This is a genomic window from uncultured Succinatimonas sp. (genome assembly GCF_905203285.1).
GTDB lineage: Bacteria > Pseudomonadota > Gammaproteobacteria > Enterobacterales > Succinivibrionaceae > Succinatimonas.
This window is the reverse complement of record NZ_CAJKVK010000026.1, coordinates 1-23,883: the sequence shown is the minus strand read 5'-3', so window position 1 is coordinate 23,883 and position 23,883 is coordinate 1. Positions and strand designations below refer to the sequence as shown.

Genomic DNA, 23,883 nt, shown 5'->3' with positions numbered 1-23,883 from the left:
AAGGCTTTGATTATGAACTCTGCTGATAGATATACAAAAAAGAGCAGAGTTCAGGCTTTATGCAAATGATTAAATCGGTTTATTAATCAAAACGGATCTGAACTTTTGCGGTCTCAGGAGACAATGCTGCCTGCATTGCTTCGTTGATTTCAGATGCCGGGAAGGAAGCTGACAACAACGGAAGCGGATTGACTAAGCCGCGCTCCAAAGCGTTAACGCAAGGACCGAACTCATCATAGAAGCGGAATACGGAGTTCCACTTGATGCCCTTGGTGGTGAAAGCGCCTAAGTCTTTAGGCTCGTGGCCTAAGCCGTACATGCCGACCTGTGAGAATACACCTTCAGGACGGAGCATCTTCATGGCCTGAACAGCGGCAAAGCCGTTGCCGGTGGCTTCAATGACGGTATCAAAAGCACCTTTGTGTTCGCACCACTTTTCGATTTGCTCAGGGTTTTCTTTTGAGTTGCAGACAAAGTCAGCACCCATTTCAAGAGCGATATCCAAAGGTTTATTACGAATATCAACTACGGTTACGCGATCGGCACCGCATGCCTTAGCGGCAGCGGCGCATAAGCATCCGATAGGACCTGCACCCATAACCAAAAGGTTTTTGCCCATGATATCGCCGGCTTTGTGAACGCCGTTATAAGCAATGCCCAGCGGTTCGGCAAAAGCACCTACTTCAGGCTTCATGTTCTTAACAACGCGGCACTGAACTTCATGAACTACGATTTCTTCGGCAAATAAGCCCTGGGTGTGAGGGAATAATGCTGCAGAGCCTAAGTGCTGCATGTTCTCACAGTAGGTGTACATGTGGTGTTCGCAGTAGTAGCAGTGGAAGCAAGGACGGGCAGGACGCATAACGACCATATCGCCGGCTTTGATTCCGGTAACGGCAGAGCCGACTTCTTCGACAACACCGCAGCCTTCGTGTCCGATAACGATAGGTTCACGGACTACGATTGCAGTGCCGATACCGCCTTCGGTGTAGTAATGCTGATCGGAGCCGCAAATACCGGCAGCGAGCATCTTAACTTTGACCTCATGCGGATCTTTGATTTCCGGTGCCGGAATATCTTCGTAACGAATATCACCCTTTTTATGTAAGACACAAGCTTTCATGATAATTCCTGATTTATGTTTAGTTGATATAAAAAGTGAATTGCTGGATGTAATTTTACATATAAAAAGAGAGAGTTTTCGTATTTTTTTTTAAATAACAAAAATTTGTAATATAGATCTAATTTCTGATTGGAATGCTGTTTTCAACTTATAATACTAGTATGTTAGTTGTTGTTTTCAACTAACAAAACTGGTATGTAAGAATAATAGCTATTTTTGCTCATATTTATGATAAAAATCTATCTTCCAGGATGTTTATTTATGAAAAATTCGGTAATCTTGTATGTAAGATATTAGCTTTTTTTGACGCTGTTTTTTAATGCTTCAAGTGATCTGTGACGGACTTTCGTTAATAATCCGCGTTGTTCAAATCGCTCGTATAAAGATTGGGCAATGAAAACGCTGCGATGACAGCCGCCGGTGCAGCCGATAGCTACGGTTAAATAGCTTCTGTTGCTTTTTTCAATGGCGCCAAGCCATCCGGTTAACATTTCATCGATTTGATTTATATAAAGATTAACTTGCGGATACTTTTCAAAAAAATTTGCAACTTCTACGTCAAGTCCGGTTTTGTTGCGTAAAGACGGATCCCAAAATGGATTGGGCAGAAATCTTGAATCAAAGATAAAATCCGCATCTTTTGCGATACCGTTTTTAAAGCCGAAAGACTCAAAAACAATGACCAGCTTCTTTTCCGGACGTCCGTTGATTAAGATGGTTATTTGCGCCGCAAGATCGTGAATGGATAGTGATGAGGTGTCAATGCGCAAATCTGCAAGGGATGCGATATCTTCAAGCAAAGAGCCTTCAAGTACGATTGCTTCATCAAGAGATAATTTACGTTTTGACAGAGGGTGAAGTCGTCTTGTTTCACTGTAGCGCTTAATCAAAACAGATTCTTCTGCGTCGACATAAATTAGGGTTGTTTTTATTTTTTTATTTTCCCTAAGCGTTTCATACATATCTTCAAAGCTCTGGATATTATCAGGCATGTTGCGGATATCAATGGAAACGGCAAGTTTTGGGTAACGGTTTTTAGCTACGGCAACGAGCTCGGGAAGAAACATAACCGGCAGATTGTCAATGCAGTAATAACCTAAGTCTTCAAGTACTCTTAAAGCAACGGTTTTCCCTGATCCGGAGCGACCAGAGATTATTACAAGATCAATATCAATATTGGCCGGCATAAAAAATCCTTTTAATCTTTTGCGTGCTGCTGAAGTTCACCTAACTGCAGATCAATCTTTTTTAGTAAAGTGGAAATTGTATCAGGTTCGTTTTTTGCTCTGCGCAACGAAACGCACAAATCTTCATTTTCAAAAATTTCACAAATGTTTTTTAAAAAGATTTCCGCATCTTTAGGATCGTCTTGTTGACTGAAAAAGAAGGTATAGACAATGTCAGCATCTTCTAAATCGGTATCTACGTCATTAAAAAAGACTTTGTTTTGCAAAATACTCAGAATTCCGAAAGTCTTTTCAATTTTATTCATTTGAATATGAGGAATGGCAACCCCGTTATCCAAAGCTGTGGAACCGCACTTTTCCCGATCGTTTAACAGCATGTTGATATCAATGGCATGCGTTTTAATAATGAAAGCCGCTTGATCTGCCACATCCTCAAATAAACGCTTTTTACTAAAGCAGCTTAAAGGCGACAAAATCAAAGTATCGGGAAGAAATTCAAAAGAGTCCAACATAATTATTTACGTAAAAGAAAACTTTTACTTCATTGTATAGTGCTAAGGCAGGAAAAATAAAGCCCTGCATTTGCAGGGCCGTGAATTAATCAGTCGTTTTTAACTTTTTCTTTATATTTAACAATCTGTCTGTCAACTTTATCAATTAATGCATCAACTGCCGAGTACATGCTTTCATCGGTAGCCTCTGCGTGAATATTTCCGCCGTTTACGGCGATATCAGCTTTGGCAATCTGATCAAGTTTATTAACTGCCAAAGTTACAGTAATACTGTTGATTAAATCTGCTTTACGCTCCAGCTTTTTGAATTTGTCGACAACAAAATCATTTAAAGCTTCAGTAACTTTAATTCCGACGCCTTGGATGTTTATTTGCATATTTATCTTCCTTAATCCAATCTTGGTGTTGGATAGCTCTATATGGACACTTTATTGTGTTCACACTTTTATAATAGAGCTTTTACGAAAAATTAATAAACAGATGATCAAAATTAGTCAATTGCAAATTGATTTTTGCAAGATAGAGCACGTTTTTTGGAAGATTTAAGAAGCTTTTTAGGCATGGAAGCGGTTTTAGTACAAAACTAAAACCGCCTTTAAAATTAAAGAGTAAAACTTTCGCCAAGATAGACGTTTTTTACTTTTTCATTGGCAAGGATTTCTGCTGCAGTACCTTGAGCAATGATTTCTCCCGAGCTTACTATGTAAGCTTTTTCACAAACATCCAAAGTTTCGCGGACATTGTGATCGGTAATAAGAATTCCGATTCCGCGGTCTTTTAAATGAGTGATGATGCTTTTAATTTCAGATACGGAAATCGGGTCAACACCGGCAAACGGCTCATCAAGCAGAATAAACTTAGGGTTTGCCGCCAATGCGCGGGCTATTTCCACGCGGCGCCTTTCACCGCCGGAAAGACTCATACCTACGTTATTGCGCAGACTTGAAATACTAAGTTCTTCCATAAGCTCGTCAGCTCTTTGCTGTCTTTCCCCAGGGGTTAATCCTTTAATTAATTCTAAAACTCCCATAATGTTTTCCTGTACGGTGAGTTTTCTGAAAATAGAGTTTTCCTGAGGCAGATAACCAAGGCCTGCGCGAGCGCGCAAATGCATCGGCATGTCGGTTATATCAACATTATTTAAAGTGACGGAACCGTTTTCAGTGGTAATGATACCGACAATCATATAAAAGGAAGTGGTTTTTCCGGCTCCGTTAGGTCCGAGCAGACCGACAATCGAACCGCTTTGTACCGAGATGCTTACGTCATTGACAACGACGCGTTTTTTATAAGTTTTACGTAAATGTGAAGCTTTTAACTCGTACATAAACTATTTCTTCTGCTGCTGAAAATCTGACGGAATGAAAGTGCTGGATACGCGCCCGCCCTGACTCTTGGTTTTATTGTTGGCACGCATTGTCTGGGTTTTGACATTATATTCAATGCGTTCACCGACCATGCGGGACTCGCCCTGCCAGACGGTTGCTTTGCCGGTTAAAACGATGAGGTTTTTATTCGGTTCATAATTAATGGTAGCGCTTCTTGAGTGGATAGGTTTGCCGTTTTCCATCATTTGTTCAAAAGTGGTGGGAGATCCGTAAGCTGTTACCATTTTGAGCTTGCCGTCATCGTCGCGGGTAATTTCAACTTTGTCGGCAGTAATCTTCATGGTACCCTGAGTTGCCACCACATTGCCGCTGAAAATGACTTTATTGGCTTTAAGATCGGCAAACTGCTCAACTGAAAGAACGTTGATGGGCTTGCTGTAATCACTTTCAAGAGCAAAAACCGTATAGACAGAGCCAAACAGCATTACAGCGGCGACTGACAGTTTAAGGAATGTAGTGCGCATGAGGATCTCCTGAAATAGTGCATTCTTTGGTAGTAATATTTCCTACTAAGTTGCTTCCGGTATTGGTAAAGTTAGTTCCTTTGATATTGACTTTCCCCGGTGCCGTAATCACGTTTTTAATCATATCAAAATGCATGTAGCCGGTAGTAAATTCAGTAATTGGCGGGTCGGCAAAAAGCGGAACGATTACCACATTACCGTCAAGCTCTACCTCTTTGTTTAAAACCATAGAGCCGACATTTGCGGTAATTTGCCAGGGCTCTACGCCTGATTTTTGGTGATTGTAATAGATGCCCAAGGGATTTGAAAAATTAAGCAAATCCTGCTTTTTGTAATAAATAACGTCATCTGCTTTAAATGAATAAGCCAAAAGACCTTGTTCATCAAAGCTGTCGGCATCAAAATTTACAGCAGTAAACGTCGGATATTCGTTAAGAATGTCGTTGTTTGACGGTTTATCTGCGTTAGAAGATATCCTGTACAGTACGAAAGCACATACTATAAGGATAAAAGATAAAATCAGTGAACGTGAAGTTACACTCATTATTTAGGACCACCGTCTGTGTTAAGTAAACCGTGTGCCATCATTAACAAATCGCAAAGTTCGCGCCCTGCTCCGTGACCGCCGTCGCGATGTAAAATGATAGATGCGATTTTCTGCATATAAGGATGCGCATTTTGCGGGCAGGCGGAGAATCCTACTCTTTGAAATAACGGTAAATCGTTGAGATCGTCACCTATTACGGCGATTTTATCTTCGGTAAGATTGAAATCTGCACATAATTTATCAAGGGCAGGTCCCTTATCAAGCTGTCCTTGCAAAATGTAATCAATATGGACTTCTTTCATGCGACGAACTGTAAGAGGAGATGTTCTGCCGGTAATAACAGCGGCTTTAAGACCTGACTTAAGCAGGTTCATGATGCCAAGACCGTCTTTGGTATTGAATTTTTTATACTCACCGTCTTTTGCGTTAAGATAAACGCCGGCATCAGTCAAAGTTCCGTCGACATCAAAAATGATTAGTTCGATGTTTTTGAGTTTTTCAAAAATGGCTGCATCAATCGGGCCGTAGCAAGTGTCAATTTTTTCCATCATACGATACCTGCGCGTAATAAATCTTGAATATTAAAGGTTCCGATAGGGCGGTTATCTTCATCAACCACAACCATGGCGGTTATCTTTTTATTTTGCATTAAAACCACGGCTTGAGCGGCTAAAGTTTCTGCCTTTATTGTAGTACATTTACGTGTCATCACTGTACTGATGCATTTGTTAAGATCGACGCCTTTATTTAAGGTACGGCGTAAATCACCGTCGGTATAGACTCCCGCTAGTTTTCCGTCATTATCTACGATAGTGACAATGCCCTGAGATTTTTTGGACATTTCAAACAGTGCGTCTTTAATTGAAATGTCATCTTTTACTTTCGGCATGGCTGCTTCCGTGTGCATCAAGTCTTTGCAGCGAACCAAAAGACGGCGGCCCAAAGCCCCTCCCGGATGGGATAAAGCAAAGTCATGTTCGGTAAAGCCGCGTGCTTCAAGCAGGGCAATGGCAAGGGCATCACCTAAGGCAAGTTCTGCAGTAGAACTTGAGGTCGGGGCTAAATTTAACGGACAGGCTTCTTTTTCTACGTGAGCTGATAAAGTGATATCGGCTTCTTTTCCTAAAGAAGAATTTACTTCCCCGGTAATGGCAATAAGAGGAATTCCGCGGCGCTTTAAAATCGGGATCATGATTTTAAGCTCTGATCCTTCACCGGAGTTTGATATGGCAATAACCACATCATCATTTCCGATCATGCCGAGATCGCCGTGGGCGGCTTCACCTGCCTGCACGAAAAAAGCCGGAGTTCCGGTACTGGCTAATGTAGAGGCTGTTTTGGTTGCGATGTGACCTGATTTGCCTACGCCGGTTAAAACCACTTTCCCTTTGCAGCTTAAAAGTAAGCGGCAGGCTTTTTCAAAATTGTCTCCGATGGTGGGAACTAATGCTAGAAGAGCATGGGCTTCGTCCTGCAAAACGCGTTTGCCGGCATTGATACAGGTTTCTTTTATCATTGACGGATTTTTTCTCTTATGGTTATGAATAATTGCTCTTTGATCTTACAGCAAAAGAAAAATTTTTAACAATATATGCAAGAAGTCCCTATCCTTTTTAGGGGGATGAATGGCACATGGCAGTTACCTGACTTAATTGCGAATTACATCAGGATGGTAAAGAAAAATAGCCAAAGGTGATTTTGGCTATTTAAAAACGGGAAAATGCTTTTAGTACAAGCATATTAGTTTGGCAGTTTACGGTTTGATGCAGACATCGGCCATATATCCCTGTGCGTATACAAGAGGACCTAGGTTTTCAAGAGCAACGGCTTTTTTCAGCATGGCGGCATCGGCTTTTGTCTCACTTAAGGAGTTATTCTCGCCAACTTTAAAGAAAGCAGCTTTGCCTTGAGGTTCTAATGTTACGAGTTTTTCGTTTTCAAGATAGCCGAATATTTGGTTAAACTGCATCAGAGCCCGTTCTTTTATCCTGTCCTGATTTAGATTTTGTCCGATTAAAGGAAATTCTCCTGAAATTCCCGACAGCGACAATAAAGTAGGAGCCATATCGATTTGGCTTACAACTCTGTCGTCATTACGAACAGAAATATTGGGTCCTAAAATAAGAGCGGGGATGGAAAATTTGCTGAAGGGGAAAGCGCCTTCTCCCCTGACTCTGCTTTCATGATCGGCGATGATAAGAAAAACAGTGTTGTTTTTGTAATTAGAATTTTTAACCAGTTTGAAAAATTCACCTAAAGCATAATCGGCGTACATGACGGCTTTAAGGCGATCGGGTTCATCGGTTTGAATTGATTGGGGCAGGGTGACTTTTCCTTTAGGAATTTCAAAAGGATCGTGAAAAGAGCTTGTAAATACCACCGAGAAAAATTTTTCTCCTTGCTGTTGTAAATCAGTGTAGGTGTTGTGGGCTCTTAAAAACAGATCTTCATCGCTTACGCCCCAAGAGGCTACGAAAGATGGATTTTGATAATCATTTTGATCAATTATTTCTTGAGTACCGTTTTCCAGGAAATAATTGCGCATATTGTCAAAATGGCTTTCACCTCCGTAAATAAAAGAGGTTTTGTAACCGTTTTTCTCGTAAATTCTGCTTAACGTCGCATATGAATTCACTTTTCTCGGAAGTTTTACGATGCTGTCTAAAGGGCTTGGAGGAAAACTGGCGGTTACGGCTTCAATGCCTCTTATCGAGCGGTGCCCTGCTGCGTATAAATGAGAAAACCACCATCCTTCGTTTTTCAGGCGTTCAAGGTTCGGAGTAAGATTAAGGCCTCCAAGACTTTTAACGAAGTCTGCGCCTAAAGATTCTTCTAAGATAATTACGACATTGTATTTTTGATGCAAAGGTGAGGTTATTACCTGATCAAGAGGACATTTAGGATCGACTGTCTTAGGTAAAGTTTTTACGGAAAAATTCATACCTTCGGCAATAACGTTTTCTTTACTGTCAAAAGCGTAAATATCACTTGAAGAGAGTTTTCCCTGATTTAAATGGGCGAAGGCATAGGCTATGGAGTAGGAAGAGTTCAAAGGCAATGAGTTTGCTAAAGGATCGTTACAGAAACTTATTAGAGCGGGATTGAGCGGACGGTGTCCTAAGGTTGAGCGTACCCCTAAAGGCAGGATCAGTAAAACGGCTATAAAAGAAATTGCCGTAGTTTTAAATGAAGCAAAAACATAGTTTTTAAACAATAAAGAAGCAAGTTTGAAGCCTGCAAATAAAGTTGCGGGTAAAAGAATTAATGCGGAAAAAACCGCAACTTTATGTCCGTTCCATAAAGTACTTATAACTTCTTTTGGGTAGATTAAATATTGGACATAAAGATGATTGGGGCGTACTCCGTATTCAAGGATGAACGGATAAGTAGCCGCTTCGTTGATAACGAAAAAGACGAGTCCTAAGGTAAGATAGATTTTTATAATTAAAATGACGGAGCTGTGCTTAAAGCGGATGAGCGAGCAAAGAAGTAAAAATAAGAATGCAGGAGCGTAAAGACCGCAGACCGAAGCAAAATCGACCCTAACGCCCTGCAGTAGAATATAGAGGATGGAATCAGTGGGGACGCTTGATGATACCCACAGCATAAGACATATGCGCGATAAAGTTAAAAATATTAATGTAACGACAATAAACAGACATAAAGGCATAAGTCCGCAGTGAAGTTTTAAGCGTGAAGTCATAAAACGCCTCAATTAATTGTTGTGTAACTCCTTGACGGCTTTTATTCTTTATAGTTGTTAAAAGGTTTTCTCTTTTAGATAATAAAAGACACTTTTGAGAAAATTTATTGACGTTTTTACAAAAAATGTATGTAACTTCATGAAAACAAGATTTGTTTTTTTGAAGGTTACATTAAGGAAAATTCGTATTTGAAACTTAGTGTCGGATGTTAAGAAAATTTAGATACAATTAGTCTGTTTTCGGCTAAGCTTTGGCTAGGTTTTGTTTTATATTTTCAAAGTAAATTTGATTTAAGCCTTGCAAGGAATTATTTAAGTTGGATGATAATTTAATCAAAATAAAAGATTTGGATTTTTCTTACGGCGGGCGGGCTATTTATAAAAATCTAAGCATGGATATTCCGCGCGGTAAAATTACGGCGATATTAGGTCCGTCGGGTACGGGAAAAACCACATTATTAAGGTTAATCGGTGCGCAGCTTTATCCTGAACGCGGTGAAGTTTTGTTTGACGGGATCAACGTGCATAAGCTTAAGCGTTCTGATTTGTATGAACTGCGAAAAAGAATGAGTATGCTGTTTCAAAGCGGTGCTCTTTTTACCGACATGACCGTATATGAGAATGCGGCTTTTCCGCTTCGAGAGCACACCAAGCTTTCTGAAGAGCTTATTCATGATTTGGTTACGATGAAGCTTGAGGCTGTCGGTTTGCGCGGCGCGGCACAACTTATGCCGTCCGAGTTGTCGGGAGGTATGGCAAGACGTGCGGCACTGGCAAGGTCGATTGCTCTTGATCCTGATCTTATTATGTACGACGAACCTTTTGTAGGTCAGGATCCGATAACCATGGGCGTATTGGTTAAGCTTATTTCAGATTTGAATTCATCCTTGGGAATTACTTCGCTTATTGTTACCCATGATGTGAAAGAAGTGTTGGAAATCGCTCATTACGTATATATTCTTGCTGACGGTAATGTCATCGGCAAGGGAACACCTGATGAAGTGCGGCAAAGTAAAGATCCGAGAATCGTCCAGTTTATTAACGGATTGTATGACGGTCCTTACGCTTTTCGCATGCAATGCGAAAAATCCTATTTGGAGGATCTTTAATGCTTGAATTTGTAAGTTCATTAGGCCGTTACGCGATTAAAAAAGTAACTTCGCTCGGGCGCTCGACCATTATGCTTTATCATGCACTTATCGGTAAGCCTGATTTTAAAAAGCATTTTCCGCTTTTGATTTCGCAAATTTATTTTGTGGGAGTGCAGTCGGTAATCATTATTCTCGTGTCTGGCCTTTTTATAGGTATGGTCTTAGGCCTTCAGGGCTTTAATATTCTAAAAGATTTCATGGCAACCGGATCTTTAGGAACACTGGTGGCACTTGCCATTATTCGTGAATTAGGTCCTGTGGTTACCGCTCTTTTATACGCAGGCCGTGCCGGATCCGCCCTTACTGCTGAGATCGGGCAATTAAAAGCCAGTGAACAGTTGTCGTCAATGGAAATGATGGCAGTTGATCCTTTGCGCAGAATTATTTCGCCGCGATTTTGGGCGGGCGCTATTTCCATGCCACTTTTATCCATTATGTTCTGTCTCGTCGGTATTTACGGCGGTAAGCTTGTGGGTGTTGACTGGCTTGGGCTTGATGACGGCATTTATTGGTCAGGTATGCAGTCAAGTGTTGATTTAGTGGAAGATATCGGCTGCATGGTGGTAAAAGCAATTGTTTTTGCCATTGTCTGTACCTGGATTGCGTTATTTAACGGTTATGACTGTACTCCTACGTCATCCGGCATTTCTAATGCCACTACCGCGACTGTAGTGCAGTCATCCCTTGCTGTTTTGGGATTGGATTTCGTGCTTACGGCACTGATGTTTTAATAAATAGGAAAGTTTATGAAATTTAGCAAAGTTGAATTTTTAGTCGGCCTGTTTATGGTGCTGGGCATTGCCGCGGCAGTGATTATGTCGCTTAAGGTGGCGGGTTTGGTTCTTGACAGCTCATCAAGCACATATACCGTGCACGCTAAGTTTGACAATATCGGTTCGCTTAAATTAAGAGCACCGGTACGCATAGGCGGCGTGCTGATAGGTAGAGTTGAGGCTATTTCGCTTGATGAAAAAGATCTGGTTCCGGTTGTTGATATAGCGATTAATTCTGAATATAAAGAACTTTCAAGTGAGTCGCAGGCTTCGATTTTAACTGCCGGAATTATCGGTGAACAGTACATCGGAATAACTCCGGGATTTTATGATGAAGATTTGGGTACTACATATTTACAAGACGGTGATTACATCAATAACACCAAGTCGGCGGTAGTACTTGAAGATCTTATCGCTAAGTTTTTATACAATTCATCCGTAGGTGATGAGGCAAACGCTCAATAATTAAGAGGGGTTTTTATGAAAAACTTTTTTAAAACCTTGTTAAGCGCTGCAGCAGTCGGTTTGACTTTATTTTCTTTTAACGCATCTGCAGCGATTGATATGACCGACCCTTATAAGATGGTTGATGTCGTGGCGCAGAAAACTTTTAGTGATCTTAAAGCCAATAAAGATAAGTTAAGTGACGTGGCTTTTAGAAAACAGCTTATCCGTGAGGATTTGATGCCGTATGTTGATACAGCTTATGCCGCTTATTCAGTAATGGGCCAATATGCCAAGAACGCCACTAAAGAAGAGCGCAGCGCTTTTACCGAAGCTTTCGGCGAGTATATAGTCGCAACTTATGCCGATGCTCTTGGTAAATATAATAATCAGGAACTTGTTTCCCCTGCTTATGAAAAAGTAGGCGCAAAAGAAACGATGGTTTCCACTAAATTTCTTATTCGTGAACCGCAAAAGCAGGATCTTGAGGTGGTGTTCAAATTAAGAAAAAACAGTAAAACCGGTGAGTGGAAAGCTTTTGACATGGTAGCAGAAGGCATCAGTATGCTGTCGGCAAAGCAGTCGGAGTTAACTCCTCTTATTCGTACTAAAGGAGTTGCCGGTGTTACCGAGCTTTTAAAAGAACATAATGCATCATTAAACACTGCTCCTATAGGCCAGGCAAAATGAATGTTTTGCAAAAATTGACGGTCAAAACGGTTCCTAATCTTTGGAAAGAACGAGAGGAACTGTTTATGTCGGATTCCGTTATGTTTGCGCAGGATGCTTCTGTGGATTCCGCAGGAATTGCGTTTTTAGTACAGTGGGCGAAACATCAAAAGAATAATAAGCTTATTATTAAAAATGCGCCGGAAAACGCTTTGCAGCTTATTAAGACATTCCGTCTTCAGGATTTGTTTGACGTGCAAAAGTAAAGGATTGCGCAATTTGCGTCAGGCATATGATTGATCGGGACAAACTCGTTAAAAAGCTGCAGGCATGGCTTTTAGCAATTGCTATATGTATAGGCTGCATCGTGTATGCGGCCTTTCATTATCTAAGCTTTTTAGCGCCGTTAAAGCCGTATGTCAATTTAGGCCTTGAGTATGTCGTGCCGTGGCTTATTTTTATCATGCTGTTCGTGTCGTTTTGCAAGGTTGATGTAAAAGAGATGCGACCGCGCAAATGGCATGCGGCGCTGCTTGTTATACAGTTGGTTTTAAGCGTTGTTTTTATTCTAATAATAAGGACGACTTCAAGTGAGGCGGTTGTTTATACGCTTGAAGGCGTTCTTGTGTGCGTGATTATTCCGACAGCTGCGGCTGCAGCCGTTATTACCGGAAAGCTCGGAGGTAACGAATCATCCCTTACTTCTTATATGATCATGTCCAATATGGCATCGGCTGTCCTTATTCCGTTTTTGTTCCCTTTTATTACTAATAATGACGCAGGTTTTATTGAAGATTTTCTGCAGATTCTGCCGCGGGTTTTTCCGATGATCGTGATGCCGTTCGTTACGGCTCTTGCAGTTAAATACTACGTTCCGAAATTTCATCATTTTATTGTTACAAAATGTAAAAATTTAGCTTTTTACATTTGGGCAACAACTACTATCACCATTACGGGCGAAGTTTTGCGCAGCATAGTAAATTCAAAAGAAGAAGGAAGCTTTTTACTCTTTTTGGCTTTAGTCAGCTTAATAGTTTGTTTGATTCAATTTTGTATCGGCAAGTTTGTAGGTCATATTGCAGGACAGCGTATTTCAGCAGGACAGGCATTCGGACAAAAAAATATGGTCTTCGGCGTATGGGTCGCGCTCTCGTATTTGGCACCTACTGCCGCTATTTCTCCCGGATGTTACGTGTTATGGCAGAATTTAGTTAACAGTTATCAATTATGGTATCGTGACAAGTGGAATGACCGTTTGCAAAAACAGGGGAAATCTCCTTATCAGGAATGAAGGTTACGTTCTCTTTTGGTGCAAAGCGAAAATTTCCAGCAAATAATTTTTTCTTAAAAGTAAGAGTCTTAAAATGCACTGAAAATGAATTTTCAGAATAAAGCATCAATAAAATGCGTGCCGCGTTATCGTCATGAATAAAGAAATTGTTATTAGAGCTGTTCGTACTTATCTATTGCCTCTTGCTATCGTCACAGGGTGCATTATTTACAGTGCTTTTCATTTTTTATCGTTTTTATCTCCTTTAAAGCCATTTGTCGCCGTAACTTTGGATAAAGCGATTCCGTGGCTTATTTTTACGATGCTGTTTGTTTCATTTTGTAAGGTTGAAGTAAAGCAGATGAAGCCGCATCGCTGGCATTTTTATTTGATAGCCTTACAAACTGTTATTTGCGTAGCATGCACGTTTATTATCCGTTCTTTTCCTGAGGCCGCGTTTGCTTTACCGCTTGAAGGTTTTTTAGTTTGCGTTATAACCCCGACCGCAGCAGCTGCAGCGGTTATCGGCGGAAAATTAGGAGGAAACGAATCATCTCTTACTTCTTATATGCTGATGTCAAATGTTTTGTCGGCGATTTTAATTCCACTTTTATTTCCGCTTATAAGCGATAACGGCGAGACTTTTTGGCATGAGTTTTCAATTATCGTGCCGCGGGTTTTCCCGATGATTGTGTTGCCGTTGTTTTTAGGATTGTTCGTACGCTATTTTGTAAGAAGACTGCATCACTTTATCGTAAGCAAATGCAAAGATTTGGCTTTTTATCTGTGGGGCATTACTTTAGTTTCAGTTACGGGAGAAGCATTGCGCTGCGTTGTAAATTCCGATGAAAGCGGTTTTATGCTTATTATGCTCGCGTTTGCAGGACTTATAAGCTGTGCGGTTCAATTTGCGGTAGGCAAGCTTGTAGGACATCAGGAAGGACAGCGTGTTACCGCAGGTCAGGGATTTGGGCAAAAGAACATGGTTTTTGGAGTCTGGACAGCATTTACTTATTTATCACCTGCTGCTGCGATTTCCCCCGGGACTTACGTGTTATGGCAAAACATAGTAAACGGTTTTCAGATGTGGTATCGCACCAGATGGAACGAGAAAAGAGCCAAAGAGGGGCTTGAACCGTATCAGGAGTAAAACTAAAGCACCATTTGGTGCTTTAGCGTTTTAATTAATGTTTTTCCTCTTAACCGGCGACATTTTCAGGGTCGATTGAGGAAACATCTCCGACGTTAAAATTATCGTTAAACGGCATAAATCCGAGGAGAACTTGAGCCTCTTCTAATGCTTTTACCCAATATTCATTCCAAGCTTTGGCGGTAATGAACTGGGGCTTTACTCCGGAAAGGTTATTCATGGCAGCATAATCTTCAGCATATTTTTCGTGGCACCAGACCGGTAAAACGGTGCTTTTTTCCTTATTTTCATCTTCTTCAAGATCGGAAAGCATAAAAGGTCCTTCTTCTCCTAACAGGATGTAAAGACCCTGCTGACTTTGAACTTTCTGCTTAAAATGAGCTTCACGGTACTCGTCATTTAATTGCAGTACGGCATCGTGTTCTTTATCGGTAAGTTCGTACATAAAATCTCCTTTTTAGGCTTAAAAACCTCTTTTTAAAATAGGTTTTAAAAATTGTCCCGTGAATGATTCTTTACATTTTGCCACATCTTCAGGTGTTCCTGCAGTAATAACCGTTCCGCCGCCGGCGCCGCCTTCAGGCCCCAAGTCGATAAGCCAATCGGCAGTTTTTATAACGTCAAGGTTATGTTCAATTACTACTACGGTATTGCCTTCATCACGCAGTTTTAAAAGTACATCCAAAAGCTGTTTTACGTCATGGAAATGCAGTCCGGTCGTTGGCTCGTCAAGGACATAAAGAGTTTTTCCTGTAGAACGGCGTGACAGCTCTTTTGAGAGCTTGATGCGCTGGGCTTCACCGCCTGAGAAAGTGGTTGCGGCTTGTCCTAATGTAATATAAGAAAGACCTACATCCATAAGGGTTTGAAGCTTGCGGGCAATCTGCGGTACTGATGAGAAGAAATTAAGCGCTTCTTCAATCGTCATGTTCAGGACATCGGAAATGTTTTTACCTTTATAAGTGATTTCCAAAGTTTCACGGTTATAGCGTTTTCCGTGGCATTCTTCGCATTGTACGAAGATGTCAGGTAAAAAGTGCATTTCTACCTTGATGGTACCGTCACCTTGACAGGCTTCACAGCGCCCACCTTTGACATTAAATGAAAAACGGCCGGGTGTATAACCGCGGGCGCGGGCCTCGGGAGTCATGGCAAAAAGATCGCGTATGCCTTGGAACAGTCCGACATAGGTCGCAGGATTTGATCGCGGCGTTCTTCCTATTGGGCTTTGGTCAATACAGATTATCTTGTCAAAATTCTCAAGCCCCGTGATTTCCTTAAACGGAGCAGGGTTATCATTTGCGGTGACGCCGTTTAAGCGTCTTTCGGCAATACGTACCAAGGTGTCATTGACTAAGGTTGATTTTCCTGAACCGGAAACTCCGGTTACAACAACAAAGCAGCCGCAGGGAAAAGATGCAGTGACATTTTTAAGATTGTTTCCCGTACAGCCTTTTAAAGTTAAGAATTTATCTTTTTGCGGCTTTACGCGTTTTTTAGGTATGGGAATTATTTTACGCCCTGATAGATAGTCACCGGTTAACGACGCTTTGTTGTCCATGATTTCTTGCGGCGTTCCCGCTGCAACAACTGTGCCTCCGTGGACACCGGCACCGGGACCGATATCCAATACGAAGTCGGCAGAACGGATTGCGTCTTCATCATGTTCTACGACAAGAACGGTATTGCCTAAATCCCTAAGGTGCTTTAGAGCATCTAAAAGTTTTTGGTTGTCGCGCTGATGCAGACCGATGCTCGGTTCGTCAAGAATGTACATTACGCCTACAAGACCTGCACCTATCTGGCTTGCAAGACGAATGCGCTGGGCTTCACCGCCTGACAGTGTTTCTGCGGAGCGCGATAATGTCAGATATCCAAGTCCCACGTTGATTAAAAAAGATAGTCGGTCATTGATTTCTTTCAAGATACGGTCGGCAATACTATGTTCCTGCTTTGAAAGCTTGATATTCAAGAAAAACTCACGGGCTTTTTCAATGGACATTTCATTGATTTCAGGCAGTGTTTTGCCGGAAACAAACACATTGCAGTATTCTTTTTTAAGGCGCGTGCCGTGGCAGCTGCGGCACGGGTGGGAGGTCATAAGTTTTGCAAGTTCGTCTCTAACCAGATCCGATTCCGTCTCGTGAATCCTGCGTATATAGTTGGGGATAACACCCTCAAACGGCTGATAGCGCGTTTCTTTTCTGCTTCCCGAGAAAGTAGAGAACTCCATGGTTATAGGTTCATCGGTACCGTATAAGAAAAGTTTTTGTTCTTTTTTACTTAAATCCTTAAACGGTTTTTTAATGTCAATGCCGTAATATTTGGCGACGGATTCAAGAAGACGGTAGTAAAAGAAAGAACGGCGATCCCAACCGATGATGGCTCCGTCATAAATTGACTTATTAGGATCAGGAACTATTTTTTCTTCTGAAAACTCCATTTGAACGCCCAGACCGTCGCAGTCAGGGCATGCTCCGTGCGGATTATTAAAGGAAAAGTTGCGCGGTTCAAGTTCCGGGATAGAGTAGCCGCAAATAGGGCAAGAGTAACGGGACGAGAACATGACCTCGGCACTTTCTTCATGTTCGTCCATCGGTGACAAAATTGCCAAACCGTCAGAGGTTTTAAGTGCGGTTTCAAAAGATTCGGCAAGCCGCTGCTTAAGATCTGCGCGTACTTTAAAGCGATCGATAATAACTTCTATATTGTGCTTTATGTGCAAAGCCAGTTCCGGAGGATCGGTTAAGTCGCATACCTCTCCGTCAACACGGGCACGGATAAAGCCGTCACGCGCAAGCTCGGCAAATAATTGTTTGTATTCACCTTTACGTCCGCGCACAACAGGAGAGAGGATCATATAACGCGATCCTTCAGGTAAGGATAGAACCTGATCAACCATCTGCGATACGGTTTGGGCTTTAAGTTCAATGCCGTGTTCAGGGCAGCGCGCAATTCCGACGCGAGCCCACATAAGACGCAGATAATCGTGAATTTCAGTAATAGTACCTACGGTTGAACGCGGGTTGTGGGAGGTTGATTTTTGTTCAATGGAAATAGCAGGTGACAGTCCGTCGATTGAGTCAACGTCAGGCTTATCCATAAGTTGTAGGAATTGGCGGGCATAAGCGGAAAGAGATTCGACATAGCGCCGCTGGCCTTCTGCATAGAGGGTGTCAAAAGCTAAAGATGATTTTCCTGAACCTGAAAGGCCCGTTATGACGCACAGCTTGTCACGCGGAATGGTCAGTGAAATATTTTTTAAATTATGGGTGCGGGCACCGCGAACGATAATGTTATCCATATCGATTTTACGTAAGATTAATATTATTAGAGCGCGATTTTAGGTTAATTGCGCTTATTTTTTATCTGAAATGATAATTTTTCTGGTTAAGTATAAGTCAGGCATCTAAATTTTTCTTTGTTTGTCAAAGTAAAGTTAAGAAAAAGCCCGGTATTCTCTGATATGATAGTTAAGTCTCAGATGTAAGTACATCTTTGCCGGATGCCACTTATTAATGAAACGCACGATACGACATAAAATTTTAAAACACATCAGTCCATAAAAGGGTTTTTATATGGCACGTGGAGTCAATAAAGTAATTTTAATCGGTAATTTAGGTGATGAGCCTTTATGCCGCACTACACATAGCGGTTGCAGCGTCACGAATATTTCAATGGTAACCAACGAAGTACGTCGCAATATTGATACCGGTGAAACAACGGAATATGCAGAATGGCATCGCGTAGTAATGTGGGGCAAGCTTGCAGATATCGCTAAGCAGTACTTACATAAAGGATCTCAGATTTATGTTGAGGGTAAACTGCGTACCCGTTCATTTATGGATAAGCAGGGACAAAAACGCAGCGTGACCGAGATTGTTGCAGATGAGATGCAGATTTTAGGTTCAAGAGCACAATCTTCTTCTTTGCCGCAGGGTAATTCTTACCGCAATCCGCGCTTTAACCAAGGCAACAGCGTTTACGGTCAGCCCAACCAGAACGTATACGGCAATGCCTCTCAGCCTATCATGACTCAGCCGCAAACCGGATATGCTCAAACTCCTATGCAGTCTCCGTACGGTCAGAGCCAGGTTGGTGCATACGACAGCATGGATAACGGCATGTCATCTATGCCTGATGACGATATGGACGCCGGTGCAAAATATAATATGCGCGATGAGGATAATGCTCAGAACCCTCAGCGCAATGTAGCAGGTGAACCTCCGGTTAATAATGATTTCGGCAATAATGACGACATTCCGTTTTAATTAACATTATTACCTTGTCTGCAAAATCCCCAGAGGATCAAAGCGGAGCTGAAGTTTTTAATTAGCGCTTTGATTTGTGTTAATGGGGATTTTGTTTTTTTTTACTAAGTAAAAAACTCAAATATCTCTTGCCTTTAGTCAAATACTTTTAGCGTGTGAGTTCTCACTTTCAATATATTGTTTGTAGCCGCAGAAAATATCTGTTAATACCGGCAGTGTAATCATTACATGTGCTTAACTTGCAATTATAAGAGTGTATTTTTGTTTTCTCTGAATGTGCTATGTCTTCAGCCGATATGTGGCATCCGTATTTCATTGTATTGCATTGATTTTTAACACGATTTTTAAATAAAGAAAAGTCTTAGGCAATATGGTTGTCTTACTGAAAGAAAAAGGAGATAAAAATGTCATCAGTTACTATTACGTTTCGTATTCCTGAGGAGATTAAGAAATCTGGATAATTGTTAAATTTTAGAGAGTTTTGAGTTAACTTTTTGAATCAAGATTTTTTGTTAATGTTATGCGGTTTGTTGCGTAATTTGTTTCTCACTTGATTTAGAGCTTTTTACGTAATATAGGCTACGGTGAAAATACTCTTATGGTATACTTTTTATTTTAAGATTATATTAATTTTAAAAATTTTTATTTGATTTTTCAAAGTGTTGGTGCCGAATAATGTTATTTAGAAAATTGCGCGGCTTGTTTTCCAATGATTTGTCGATAGATTTGGGAACGGCAAATACCCTTGTTTATATAAAAGATAAAGGCATCGTTTTAAATGAGCCGTCAGTCGTTGCGGTAAGACTCGATAGAAACGGTGGTGCTCAGCGTAAAGTTGATGCCGTCGGTAAAGCCGCTAAAGTAATGCTCGGACGTAATCCTGAGAATATTGAAGTAATCCGTCCGATGAAAGACGGCGTAATCGCCGATTTCCAATATACGGAAAAAATGCTGCAGTACTTTATCGATAAAGTTTTGGCAGGTTCGCGTTTCTTTCCGTTTAAACCTTCACCGAGAGTTTTAGTATGCGTGCCTTGCGGTGCCACTCAAGTTGAAAGACGTGCAATTCGCGAGTCTGTTGAGGGTGCAGGTGCCAGCGAAGTATTTTTAATTACTGAACCGATGGCCGCTGCAATCGGTGCCGGTTTGCCTGTTTCCGAAGCATCAGGATCCATGATCATTGATATCGGCGGCGGTACTACTGAAGTCGCTATTATTTCATTGAACGGTATTGTTTATTCAAACTCAGTGCGTATCGGCGGTGATCGCTTTGATCAGGCAATCATTAACTATGTGCGCAATACCAAGCGCTATGAAATAGGTGAATCTACCGCGGAAAAAATCAAGATTGAAATCGGATCTGCTTATGCAGAGCAGGAGATGAAAGAGATTGAAGTTCGCGGCCGCTCTGTGGTTGAAGGAGTTCCCCGCTCTTTCACATTGAACTCCAACGAAGTGCTTGAGGCTTTGTCCGATCCGATAAAAGGCATTATCAGTGCCGTACGTGTTGCTTTGGAGAGAACTCCTCCTGAACTTGCTGCAGATATTGCAGAACGCGGCATGATGCTGTCTGGCGGCGGCGCTCTTTTGAACAATATTGATAAGCTTATTCGTGAAGAAACGGGAATTCCGGTAGTTGTTGCTGATGATCCGTTAACTTGCGTAGCCCGCGGCGGCGGTCGCGCTCTTGAAATGTACGATGCAAGAGAAAGTGAGGTCTTTGACTAAAAGATCTTTTTTCTGAGGTTGCGTTTTGAATAAGCCTGAAATTTCAAACGGCTGGTACATTTTTCGTTTCGCTCTCATCTTTTTGTTATCAATAGTGGTAATGCTTTCTGATATCAAATTAAAGGTGATGAGCGATTTTCGTTATTATCTTGAGACTGCTTTATATCCGGTAATGGTTTTTGCCGATTCTCCGCGTTCGATAACCGATGCGGTAACTGAGCAGTTTAAAAGCCGTGAAGCTTTGATAAGTGAAAACGAACAGCTTGCCCGTGAGCTTTATACTCAGCGGGCTGATTTGTTGCGCCTTAAATCTTTAGAGCTTGAAAATGCTCATATGCGCAAGCTGCTTAATACTCCTTTACAGGAAACATCAAAGCGTATGGTTGGAATTGTTCTTGACGTTAATATCGATCCGTATTTAAAGCGAGTTGTGATAAATCGCGGTACCGGATCCGGGGTATACGTCGGAATGCCGGTTATTACTGAAAAAGGTTTAGTCGGACAGGTAATTTCAGCAAATTACGCAAGTTCTCAGGTTTTACTGCTTATTGATTCGGTAAGCTCTGTTCCGGTTATGAATTTACGCACTCAAATAAGAGCTATAGCATCGGGTGTTGGCATTCATGATTCTCTGTCAATTGATAATGTTCCGCGTAATGCCGATATAAAGGTAGGAGATGTTCTTGTTACCTCAGGCTTGGGCGGTGTTTATCCTGCAGGATATCCGGTTGCGGTGGTCACTGAAGTAGGCGGCGATAAATCTGCGGCTTTTGCTTTAGTAAAAGCTGAGCCTTTAGTTGATTTTGATCGCATTCGCTATGTACTGATGCTTTGGGTTCAGGATGATCTTATTAAGGAAAATACCCAAGGAACGCTGCCTGTTAAGAGTCGTACCGATTCAAAGAATGTTTTAAAACGAGAGTCGATAAGAAAAACACTTGAAAAACTGTCTTTGATTAATCCTAAAAATTCGGACATGAACAAGGAGGCTTTTAATGGATAAGAAAAAGGCTCCTAAACATTCGAGTTATTTATTGTTCTGTTTTTCAGTTTTTATCGCATTATTTCTTGAAATAGTGCACTTTCCTGCCGAAATTGAAATGTTTCGTCCGGATTTTTTGGCGTTAGTGCTTATTTATTTTGCCTTTTTTGATCCCCAAAGAATCAATATGGGGCTTGCATGGATTTGCGGATTGATTTTGGATTTGCTTACCGGCGCTCCGTTGGCTATCAATGCCCTTATCTGTGCAGCGCAGGTGTTTATTATTCGTACGCAGTTTAAGCGATTTTCAAATTATGTTATTTATCAGCAGGCAATAATCATCGGCTTGGTAAATATTATTGCTCACGTTGCCGCATATTGGCTTGAACATCTTTTAGGCGCCGGAAATTATCATGTCAATTTTATAGGGACGGCACTTGCTACTACGGTGGCATGGATGTTTATTGCGTTGTTTCTTAAGTATTTATGTAAAAAATTTGCAGTCGTGCCGTTCGGCGCGGAACAGGAAGATTAATGTACGACTTAATTTTGGCTTCGTCTTCTCCAAGACGTCGCGACTTTTTAAATAACATGGGTTTGGCGTTTACTATAGTTTCTCCTGAAATTGACGAAAGCCCTTTTGATGGAGAAAAACCGTATGATTTAGTGGCACGTCTTGCTCATAATAAGGCTTTTGCGGTGTTTACCAATTATCCTAAAAACGTGGTTTTAGCCGCTGACACTATAGTTGTTTGCGGTAATGAGATTCTAGGGAAACCGCAGGATCGGGACGATGCTCTTAAAATGATATTAAAGCTTTCAGGTAAGACGCATCAGGTTTATACCGCGGTTTGTATAGTGGGTCCTCAAGGTAAGGAAGAATTTGTCACGGTGACAGATGTTACTTTTTCCTCTTTTGATGAAAAATTGGCACGAATTTATGTTGATTCAGGTGAAAGTGACGATAAATCCGGATCTTATGCTTTGCAGGGAATTGCGGCAATGCTTATTGAAAAAGTTAACGGCTCGGTAAGTTCGGTCGTGGGGCTTCCTGCATGTCAGACCCGTGAGGCTTTAGAGCGCTTTTCAATTTTTCCAAGAACGGTTAAGGCGTTAATGTAATTATGTCGGATATTTTTACTAAAGCATCATCAGTGCTTCTTGATCCAGCTGAAATAGACAAAAATTTTTTAGACAAGGCATTAGCTGAACTTGCATCGCGCAAGATTGATTTTGGTGATATGTATTTTGAAAAAAATGTCACTGAAAGTTTCTTTTTGGAAGAAGGCATCGTCAAAGGCGGATCTTATGACATATCAAAAGGAGTTGGCGTAAGAGCCGTTCTCGGCGAAAAAACCGGATTTGCCTACTCCGATATTATTGATAAAACCTCACTTATTGAAGCATGTAAAGCGGCACGCAGCATTAGCGGCGGACATGAATGCGGTAAAGTCAAAATTTTAACGCCAAAGAATTTTGTGCCTTTGTATACCGAGGAAAATCCTATCGACAGTCTGCCTCGCGAGATAAAAGTTTTGCTTTTGGAAAAACTTGATAAATGTGCACGCTTACTTGATAAACGTGTAATACAGGTTATGGCAAGTTTAGGCGGACTTTATTGTCATAAAATCGTCGTAAATACCGACGGTACTTTTGCTTGTGACATAAAACCTACTGCACAGCTGTCAGTGACGGTTATTATGGCAGGTTCTGACGGAAGAATGGAGCAGGGCTTTGCGTCAATGGGTGGCGCTTATCTTTTTGATAGATTCATTAAAGAAGGTGTTGTTGAATCTCTGGCTAAAGAAGCGGTTCGCTCCGCTTCGATTAACATGGAAGCAATTTCGGCTCCTGCCGGAACCATGCCGGTTGTTTTGGGTGCAGGATGGCCCGGTGTTTTGATTCATGAAGCAGTAGGTCACGGACTTGAAGGTGATTTTAACCGCACGAAGAGCTCTGCTTTTAGCGATAAGGTCGGAACCAAGGTTGCATCTTCTGCTTGTACCATTATTGATGACGGGACAATACAGGATAGACGCGGATCTTTAAGTTGTGATGATGAGGGCACGGTAAGTCAGCATACTGTTTTAATTGAAAACGGCATACTAAAAGGTTATATGCAGGATAGGCAGAATGCCATGCTGATGGGAGTTCACTCAACCGGCAACGGACGGCGTGAATCATACAGCTGCTTGCCGCTGCCGCGTATGACCAATACTTATATGCTGCCCGGAAACTACACAAAAGATGAAATAATTTCTTCAGTTAAAGACGGTATTTATGCGGTTAACTTTAGCGGTGGCCAGGTTGATATCACCTCAGGGAAGTTCGTGTTCAGTACCTCTGAAGCATATCTTATTAAAAACGGCAAAATTGATGTGCCGATAAAAGGTGCCACTTTAATCGGCAACGGTCCTGAAGTCATGAATCTGGTGTCAATGGTCGGAAACGATTTGGAATTTGATGCCGGAATCGGCACTTGCGGCAAGAGCGGACAGTCGGTTGCAGTCGGTATCGGACA

25 protein-coding genes are annotated in these 23,883 nt (G+C 41.5%); 13 read left to right on the top strand and 12 right to left on the bottom strand.

Features of this window, described 5'->3' with window-relative positions; genetic code table 11:
- Positions 1–82: 82 nt before the first annotated feature.
- The 10 genes from QZ019_RS04320 to QZ019_RS04275 all read right to left on the bottom strand — a co-directional run bounded on the left by QZ019_RS04320 (position 83) and on the right by QZ019_RS04275 (position 8,924).
- A complete protein-coding gene (locus QZ019_RS04320; protein WP_294564304.1) occupies positions 83–1,123 on the bottom strand; it encodes an alcohol dehydrogenase catalytic domain-containing protein in 1,041 nt (346 codons plus the stop codon).
- Between the two features lie 293 nt (positions 1,124–1,416).
- Positions 1,417–2,292 carry an RNase adapter RapZ gene (gene rapZ, locus QZ019_RS04315; protein WP_295482621.1) on the bottom strand — a complete coding sequence of 292 codons (876 nt, stop codon included), beginning with the start codon at positions 2,290–2,292 and terminating at the stop codon, positions 1,417–1,419.
- 29 nt (positions 2,293–2,321) lie between these two features.
- Positions 2,322–2,822 (bottom strand): PTS sugar transporter subunit IIA, encoded by a 501-nt coding sequence (locus QZ019_RS04310; protein ID WP_294564307.1) that lies wholly within the window; start codon positions 2,820–2,822, stop codon positions 2,322–2,324.
- Positions 2,823–2,911: 89 nt separating this feature from the next.
- Positions 2,912–3,199 (bottom strand): ribosome-associated translation inhibitor RaiA, encoded by a 288-nt coding sequence (raiA, locus tag QZ019_RS04305; protein ID WP_294564310.1) that lies wholly within the window; start codon positions 3,197–3,199, stop codon positions 2,912–2,914.
- Positions 3,200–3,423: 224 nt separating this feature from the next.
- Entirely contained in the window at positions 3,424–4,149 is a 726-nt protein-coding gene (gene lptB, locus QZ019_RS04300) for an LPS export ABC transporter ATP-binding protein (RefSeq protein WP_294564313.1), read from the bottom strand.
- A gap of 3 nt (positions 4,150–4,152) precedes the next feature.
- Positions 4,153–4,674: a lipopolysaccharide transport periplasmic protein LptA gene (gene lptA / locus QZ019_RS04295; protein WP_294564316.1), complete on the bottom strand. Its 522-nt coding sequence runs from the start codon at positions 4,672–4,674 to the stop codon at positions 4,153–4,155.
- Positions 4,655–5,218 (bottom strand): LPS export ABC transporter periplasmic protein LptC, encoded by a 564-nt coding sequence (gene lptC / locus QZ019_RS04290; protein WP_295482617.1) that lies wholly within the window; start codon positions 5,216–5,218, stop codon positions 4,655–4,657. The genes lptA and lptC overlap by 20 nt, the downstream gene beginning before the upstream one ends.
- Positions 5,218–5,772: an HAD family hydrolase gene (locus QZ019_RS04285; RefSeq protein WP_295482615.1), complete on the bottom strand. Its 555-nt coding sequence runs from the start codon at positions 5,770–5,772 to the stop codon at positions 5,218–5,220. Before QZ019_RS04285 ends, lptC begins: the two co-directional genes overlap by 1 nt.
- Positions 5,769–6,737 (bottom strand): KpsF/GutQ family sugar-phosphate isomerase, encoded by a 969-nt coding sequence (locus QZ019_RS04280; RefSeq protein ID WP_295482613.1) that lies wholly within the window; start codon positions 6,735–6,737, stop codon positions 5,769–5,771. The genes QZ019_RS04285 and QZ019_RS04280 overlap by 4 nt, the downstream gene beginning before the upstream one ends.
- 237 nt (positions 6,738–6,974) lie before the next feature.
- Positions 6,975–8,924 (bottom strand): LTA synthase family protein, encoded by a 1,950-nt coding sequence (locus QZ019_RS04275; RefSeq protein ID WP_295482610.1) that lies wholly within the window; start codon positions 8,922–8,924, stop codon positions 6,975–6,977.
- Positions 8,925–9,241: 317 nt separating this feature from the next.
- Between QZ019_RS04275 and QZ019_RS04270 the strand changes: the two genes are divergently transcribed.
- The 7 genes from QZ019_RS04270 (at position 9,242) to QZ019_RS04240 (ending at position 14,381) form a co-directional block, all read left to right on the top strand.
- Positions 9,242–10,033, top strand: coding sequence for an ATP-binding cassette domain-containing protein (locus QZ019_RS04270; RefSeq protein WP_295482607.1), 792 nt, complete (start codon positions 9,242–9,244; stop codon positions 10,031–10,033).
- Positions 10,033–10,806, top strand: coding sequence for a lipid asymmetry maintenance ABC transporter permease subunit MlaE (gene mlaE, locus QZ019_RS04265; protein WP_294564328.1), 774 nt, complete (start codon positions 10,033–10,035; stop codon positions 10,804–10,806). Before QZ019_RS04270 ends, mlaE begins: the two co-directional genes overlap by 1 nt.
- 15 nt (positions 10,807–10,821) lie before the next feature.
- Positions 10,822–11,313 carry an outer membrane lipid asymmetry maintenance protein MlaD gene (gene mlaD / locus QZ019_RS04260; RefSeq protein ID WP_009142846.1) on the top strand — a complete coding sequence of 164 codons (492 nt, stop codon included), beginning with the start codon at positions 10,822–10,824 and terminating at the stop codon, positions 11,311–11,313.
- Between the two features lie 15 nt (positions 11,314–11,328).
- Positions 11,329–11,982 carry an ABC transporter substrate-binding protein gene (locus tag QZ019_RS04255; protein ID WP_295482603.1) on the top strand — a complete coding sequence of 218 codons (654 nt, stop codon included), beginning with the start codon at positions 11,329–11,331 and terminating at the stop codon, positions 11,980–11,982.
- A 65-nt stretch (positions 11,983–12,047) separates the two neighbouring features.
- A complete protein-coding gene (locus tag QZ019_RS04250; protein WP_295482600.1) occupies positions 12,048–12,227 on the top strand; it encodes a hypothetical protein in 180 nt (59 codons plus the stop codon).
- A 26-nt stretch (positions 12,228–12,253) separates the two neighbouring features.
- A complete protein-coding gene (locus tag QZ019_RS04245; protein ID WP_295482597.1) occupies positions 12,254–13,252 on the top strand; it encodes a hypothetical protein in 999 nt (332 codons plus the stop codon).
- A gap of 133 nt (positions 13,253–13,385) precedes the next feature.
- On the top strand, positions 13,386–14,381 hold the full coding sequence (locus QZ019_RS04240; RefSeq protein ID WP_295482594.1) for a hypothetical protein: 996 nt from the start codon (positions 13,386–13,388) through the stop codon (positions 14,379–14,381).
- A gap of 49 nt (positions 14,382–14,430) precedes the next feature.
- Here the strand turns inward: QZ019_RS04240 and QZ019_RS04235 are convergent, their stop codons facing one another.
- Together QZ019_RS04235 and uvrA are read right to left on the bottom strand one after the other, a co-directional pair.
- On the bottom strand, positions 14,431–14,826 hold the full coding sequence (locus QZ019_RS04235; RefSeq protein WP_294564344.1) for a DUF2750 domain-containing protein: 396 nt from the start codon (positions 14,824–14,826) through the stop codon (positions 14,431–14,433).
- An 18-nt stretch (positions 14,827–14,844) separates the two neighbouring features.
- Positions 14,845–17,685, bottom strand: a complete 2,841-nt coding sequence (uvrA, locus tag QZ019_RS04230; RefSeq protein WP_295482591.1) for an excinuclease ABC subunit UvrA — start codon at positions 17,683–17,685, stop codon at positions 14,845–14,847.
- Positions 17,686–17,959: 274 nt separating this feature from the next.
- On the opposite strand from uvrA, the gene ssb reads away from it, so the two are divergent.
- The 6 genes from ssb to tldD all read left to right on the top strand — a co-directional run.
- Positions 17,960–18,652 (top strand): single-stranded DNA-binding protein, encoded by a 693-nt coding sequence (gene ssb / locus QZ019_RS04225; RefSeq protein ID WP_294564349.1) that lies wholly within the window; start codon positions 17,960–17,962, stop codon positions 18,650–18,652.
- A gap of 675 nt (positions 18,653–19,327) precedes the next feature.
- Positions 19,328–20,380, top strand: coding sequence for a rod shape-determining protein (locus QZ019_RS04220; protein ID WP_294564350.1), 1,053 nt, complete (start codon positions 19,328–19,330; stop codon positions 20,378–20,380).
- Positions 20,381–20,405: 25 nt separating this feature from the next.
- Positions 20,406–21,383, top strand: coding sequence for a rod shape-determining protein MreC (mreC, locus tag QZ019_RS04215; protein ID WP_295482589.1), 978 nt, complete (start codon positions 20,406–20,408; stop codon positions 21,381–21,383).
- On the top strand, positions 21,376–21,897 hold the full coding sequence (gene mreD, locus QZ019_RS04210) for a rod shape-determining protein MreD (RefSeq protein WP_294564356.1): 522 nt from the start codon (positions 21,376–21,378) through the stop codon (positions 21,895–21,897). The genes mreC and mreD overlap by 8 nt, the downstream gene beginning before the upstream one ends.
- A complete protein-coding gene (locus tag QZ019_RS04205; protein ID WP_295482586.1) occupies positions 21,897–22,484 on the top strand; it encodes a nucleoside triphosphate pyrophosphatase in 588 nt (195 codons plus the stop codon). The genes mreD and QZ019_RS04205 overlap by 1 nt, the downstream gene beginning before the upstream one ends.
- Positions 22,485–22,486: 2 nt before the next feature.
- Positions 22,487–23,883 (top strand): metalloprotease TldD (tldD, locus tag QZ019_RS04200; RefSeq protein WP_295482583.1); only part of this gene is annotated, 1,397 nt, incomplete at its 3' end.

Bases quoted from the DNA above. Each gene is read 5' to 3' on its own strand.
- QZ019_RS04320 (WP_294564304.1), bottom strand. From the start codon at position 1,123: ATGAAAGCTTGTGTCTTACATAAAAAGGGTGATATTCGTTACGAAGAT.
- QZ019_RS04310 (WP_294564307.1), bottom strand. From the start codon at position 2,822: ATGTTGGACTCTTTTGAATTTCTTCCCGATACTTTGATTTTGTCGCCT.
- raiA (WP_294564310.1), bottom strand. From the start codon at position 3,199: ATGCAAATAAACATCCAAGGCGTCGGAATTAAAGTTACTGAAGCTTTA.
- lptB (WP_294564313.1), bottom strand. From the start codon at position 4,149: ATGTACGAGTTAAAAGCTTCACATTTACGTAAAACTTATAAAAAACGC.
- lptA (WP_294564316.1), bottom strand. From the start codon at position 4,674: ATGCGCACTACATTCCTTAAACTGTCAGTCGCCGCTGTAATGCTGTTT.
- lptC (WP_295482617.1), bottom strand. From the start codon at position 5,218: ATGAGTGTAACTTCACGTTCACTGATTTTATCTTTTATCCTTATAGTA.
- QZ019_RS04285 (WP_295482615.1), bottom strand. From the start codon at position 5,772: ATGATGGAAAAAATTGACACTTGCTACGGCCCGATTGATGCAGCCATT.
- QZ019_RS04280 (WP_295482613.1), bottom strand. From the start codon at position 6,737: ATGATAAAAGAAACCTGTATCAATGCCGGCAAACGCGTTTTGCAGGAC.
- QZ019_RS04275 (WP_295482610.1), bottom strand. From the start codon at position 8,924: ATGACTTCACGCTTAAAACTTCACTGCGGACTTATGCCTTTATGTCTG.
- mlaE (WP_294564328.1), top strand. From the start codon at position 10,033: ATGCTTGAATTTGTAAGTTCATTAGGCCGTTACGCGATTAAAAAAGTA.
- mlaD (WP_009142846.1), top strand. From the start codon at position 10,822: ATGAAATTTAGCAAAGTTGAATTTTTAGTCGGCCTGTTTATGGTGCTG.
- QZ019_RS04255 (WP_295482603.1), top strand. From the start codon at position 11,329: ATGAAAAACTTTTTTAAAACCTTGTTAAGCGCTGCAGCAGTCGGTTTG.
- QZ019_RS04250 (WP_295482600.1), top strand. From the start codon at position 12,048: ATGTCGGATTCCGTTATGTTTGCGCAGGATGCTTCTGTGGATTCCGCA.
- QZ019_RS04245 (WP_295482597.1), top strand. From the start codon at position 12,254: ATGATTGATCGGGACAAACTCGTTAAAAAGCTGCAGGCATGGCTTTTA.
- QZ019_RS04240 (WP_295482594.1), top strand. From the start codon at position 13,386: ATGAATAAAGAAATTGTTATTAGAGCTGTTCGTACTTATCTATTGCCT.
- QZ019_RS04235 (WP_294564344.1), bottom strand. From the start codon at position 14,826: ATGTACGAACTTACCGATAAAGAACACGATGCCGTACTGCAATTAAAT.
- uvrA (WP_295482591.1), bottom strand. From the start codon at position 17,685: ATGGATAACATTATCGTTCGCGGTGCCCGCACCCATAATTTAAAAAAT.
- ssb (WP_294564349.1), top strand. From the start codon at position 17,960: ATGGCACGTGGAGTCAATAAAGTAATTTTAATCGGTAATTTAGGTGAT.
- QZ019_RS04220 (WP_294564350.1), top strand. From the start codon at position 19,328: ATGTTATTTAGAAAATTGCGCGGCTTGTTTTCCAATGATTTGTCGATA.
- mreD (WP_294564356.1), top strand. From the start codon at position 21,376: ATGGATAAGAAAAAGGCTCCTAAACATTCGAGTTATTTATTGTTCTGT.
- QZ019_RS04205 (WP_295482586.1), top strand. From the start codon at position 21,897: ATGTACGACTTAATTTTGGCTTCGTCTTCTCCAAGACGTCGCGACTTT.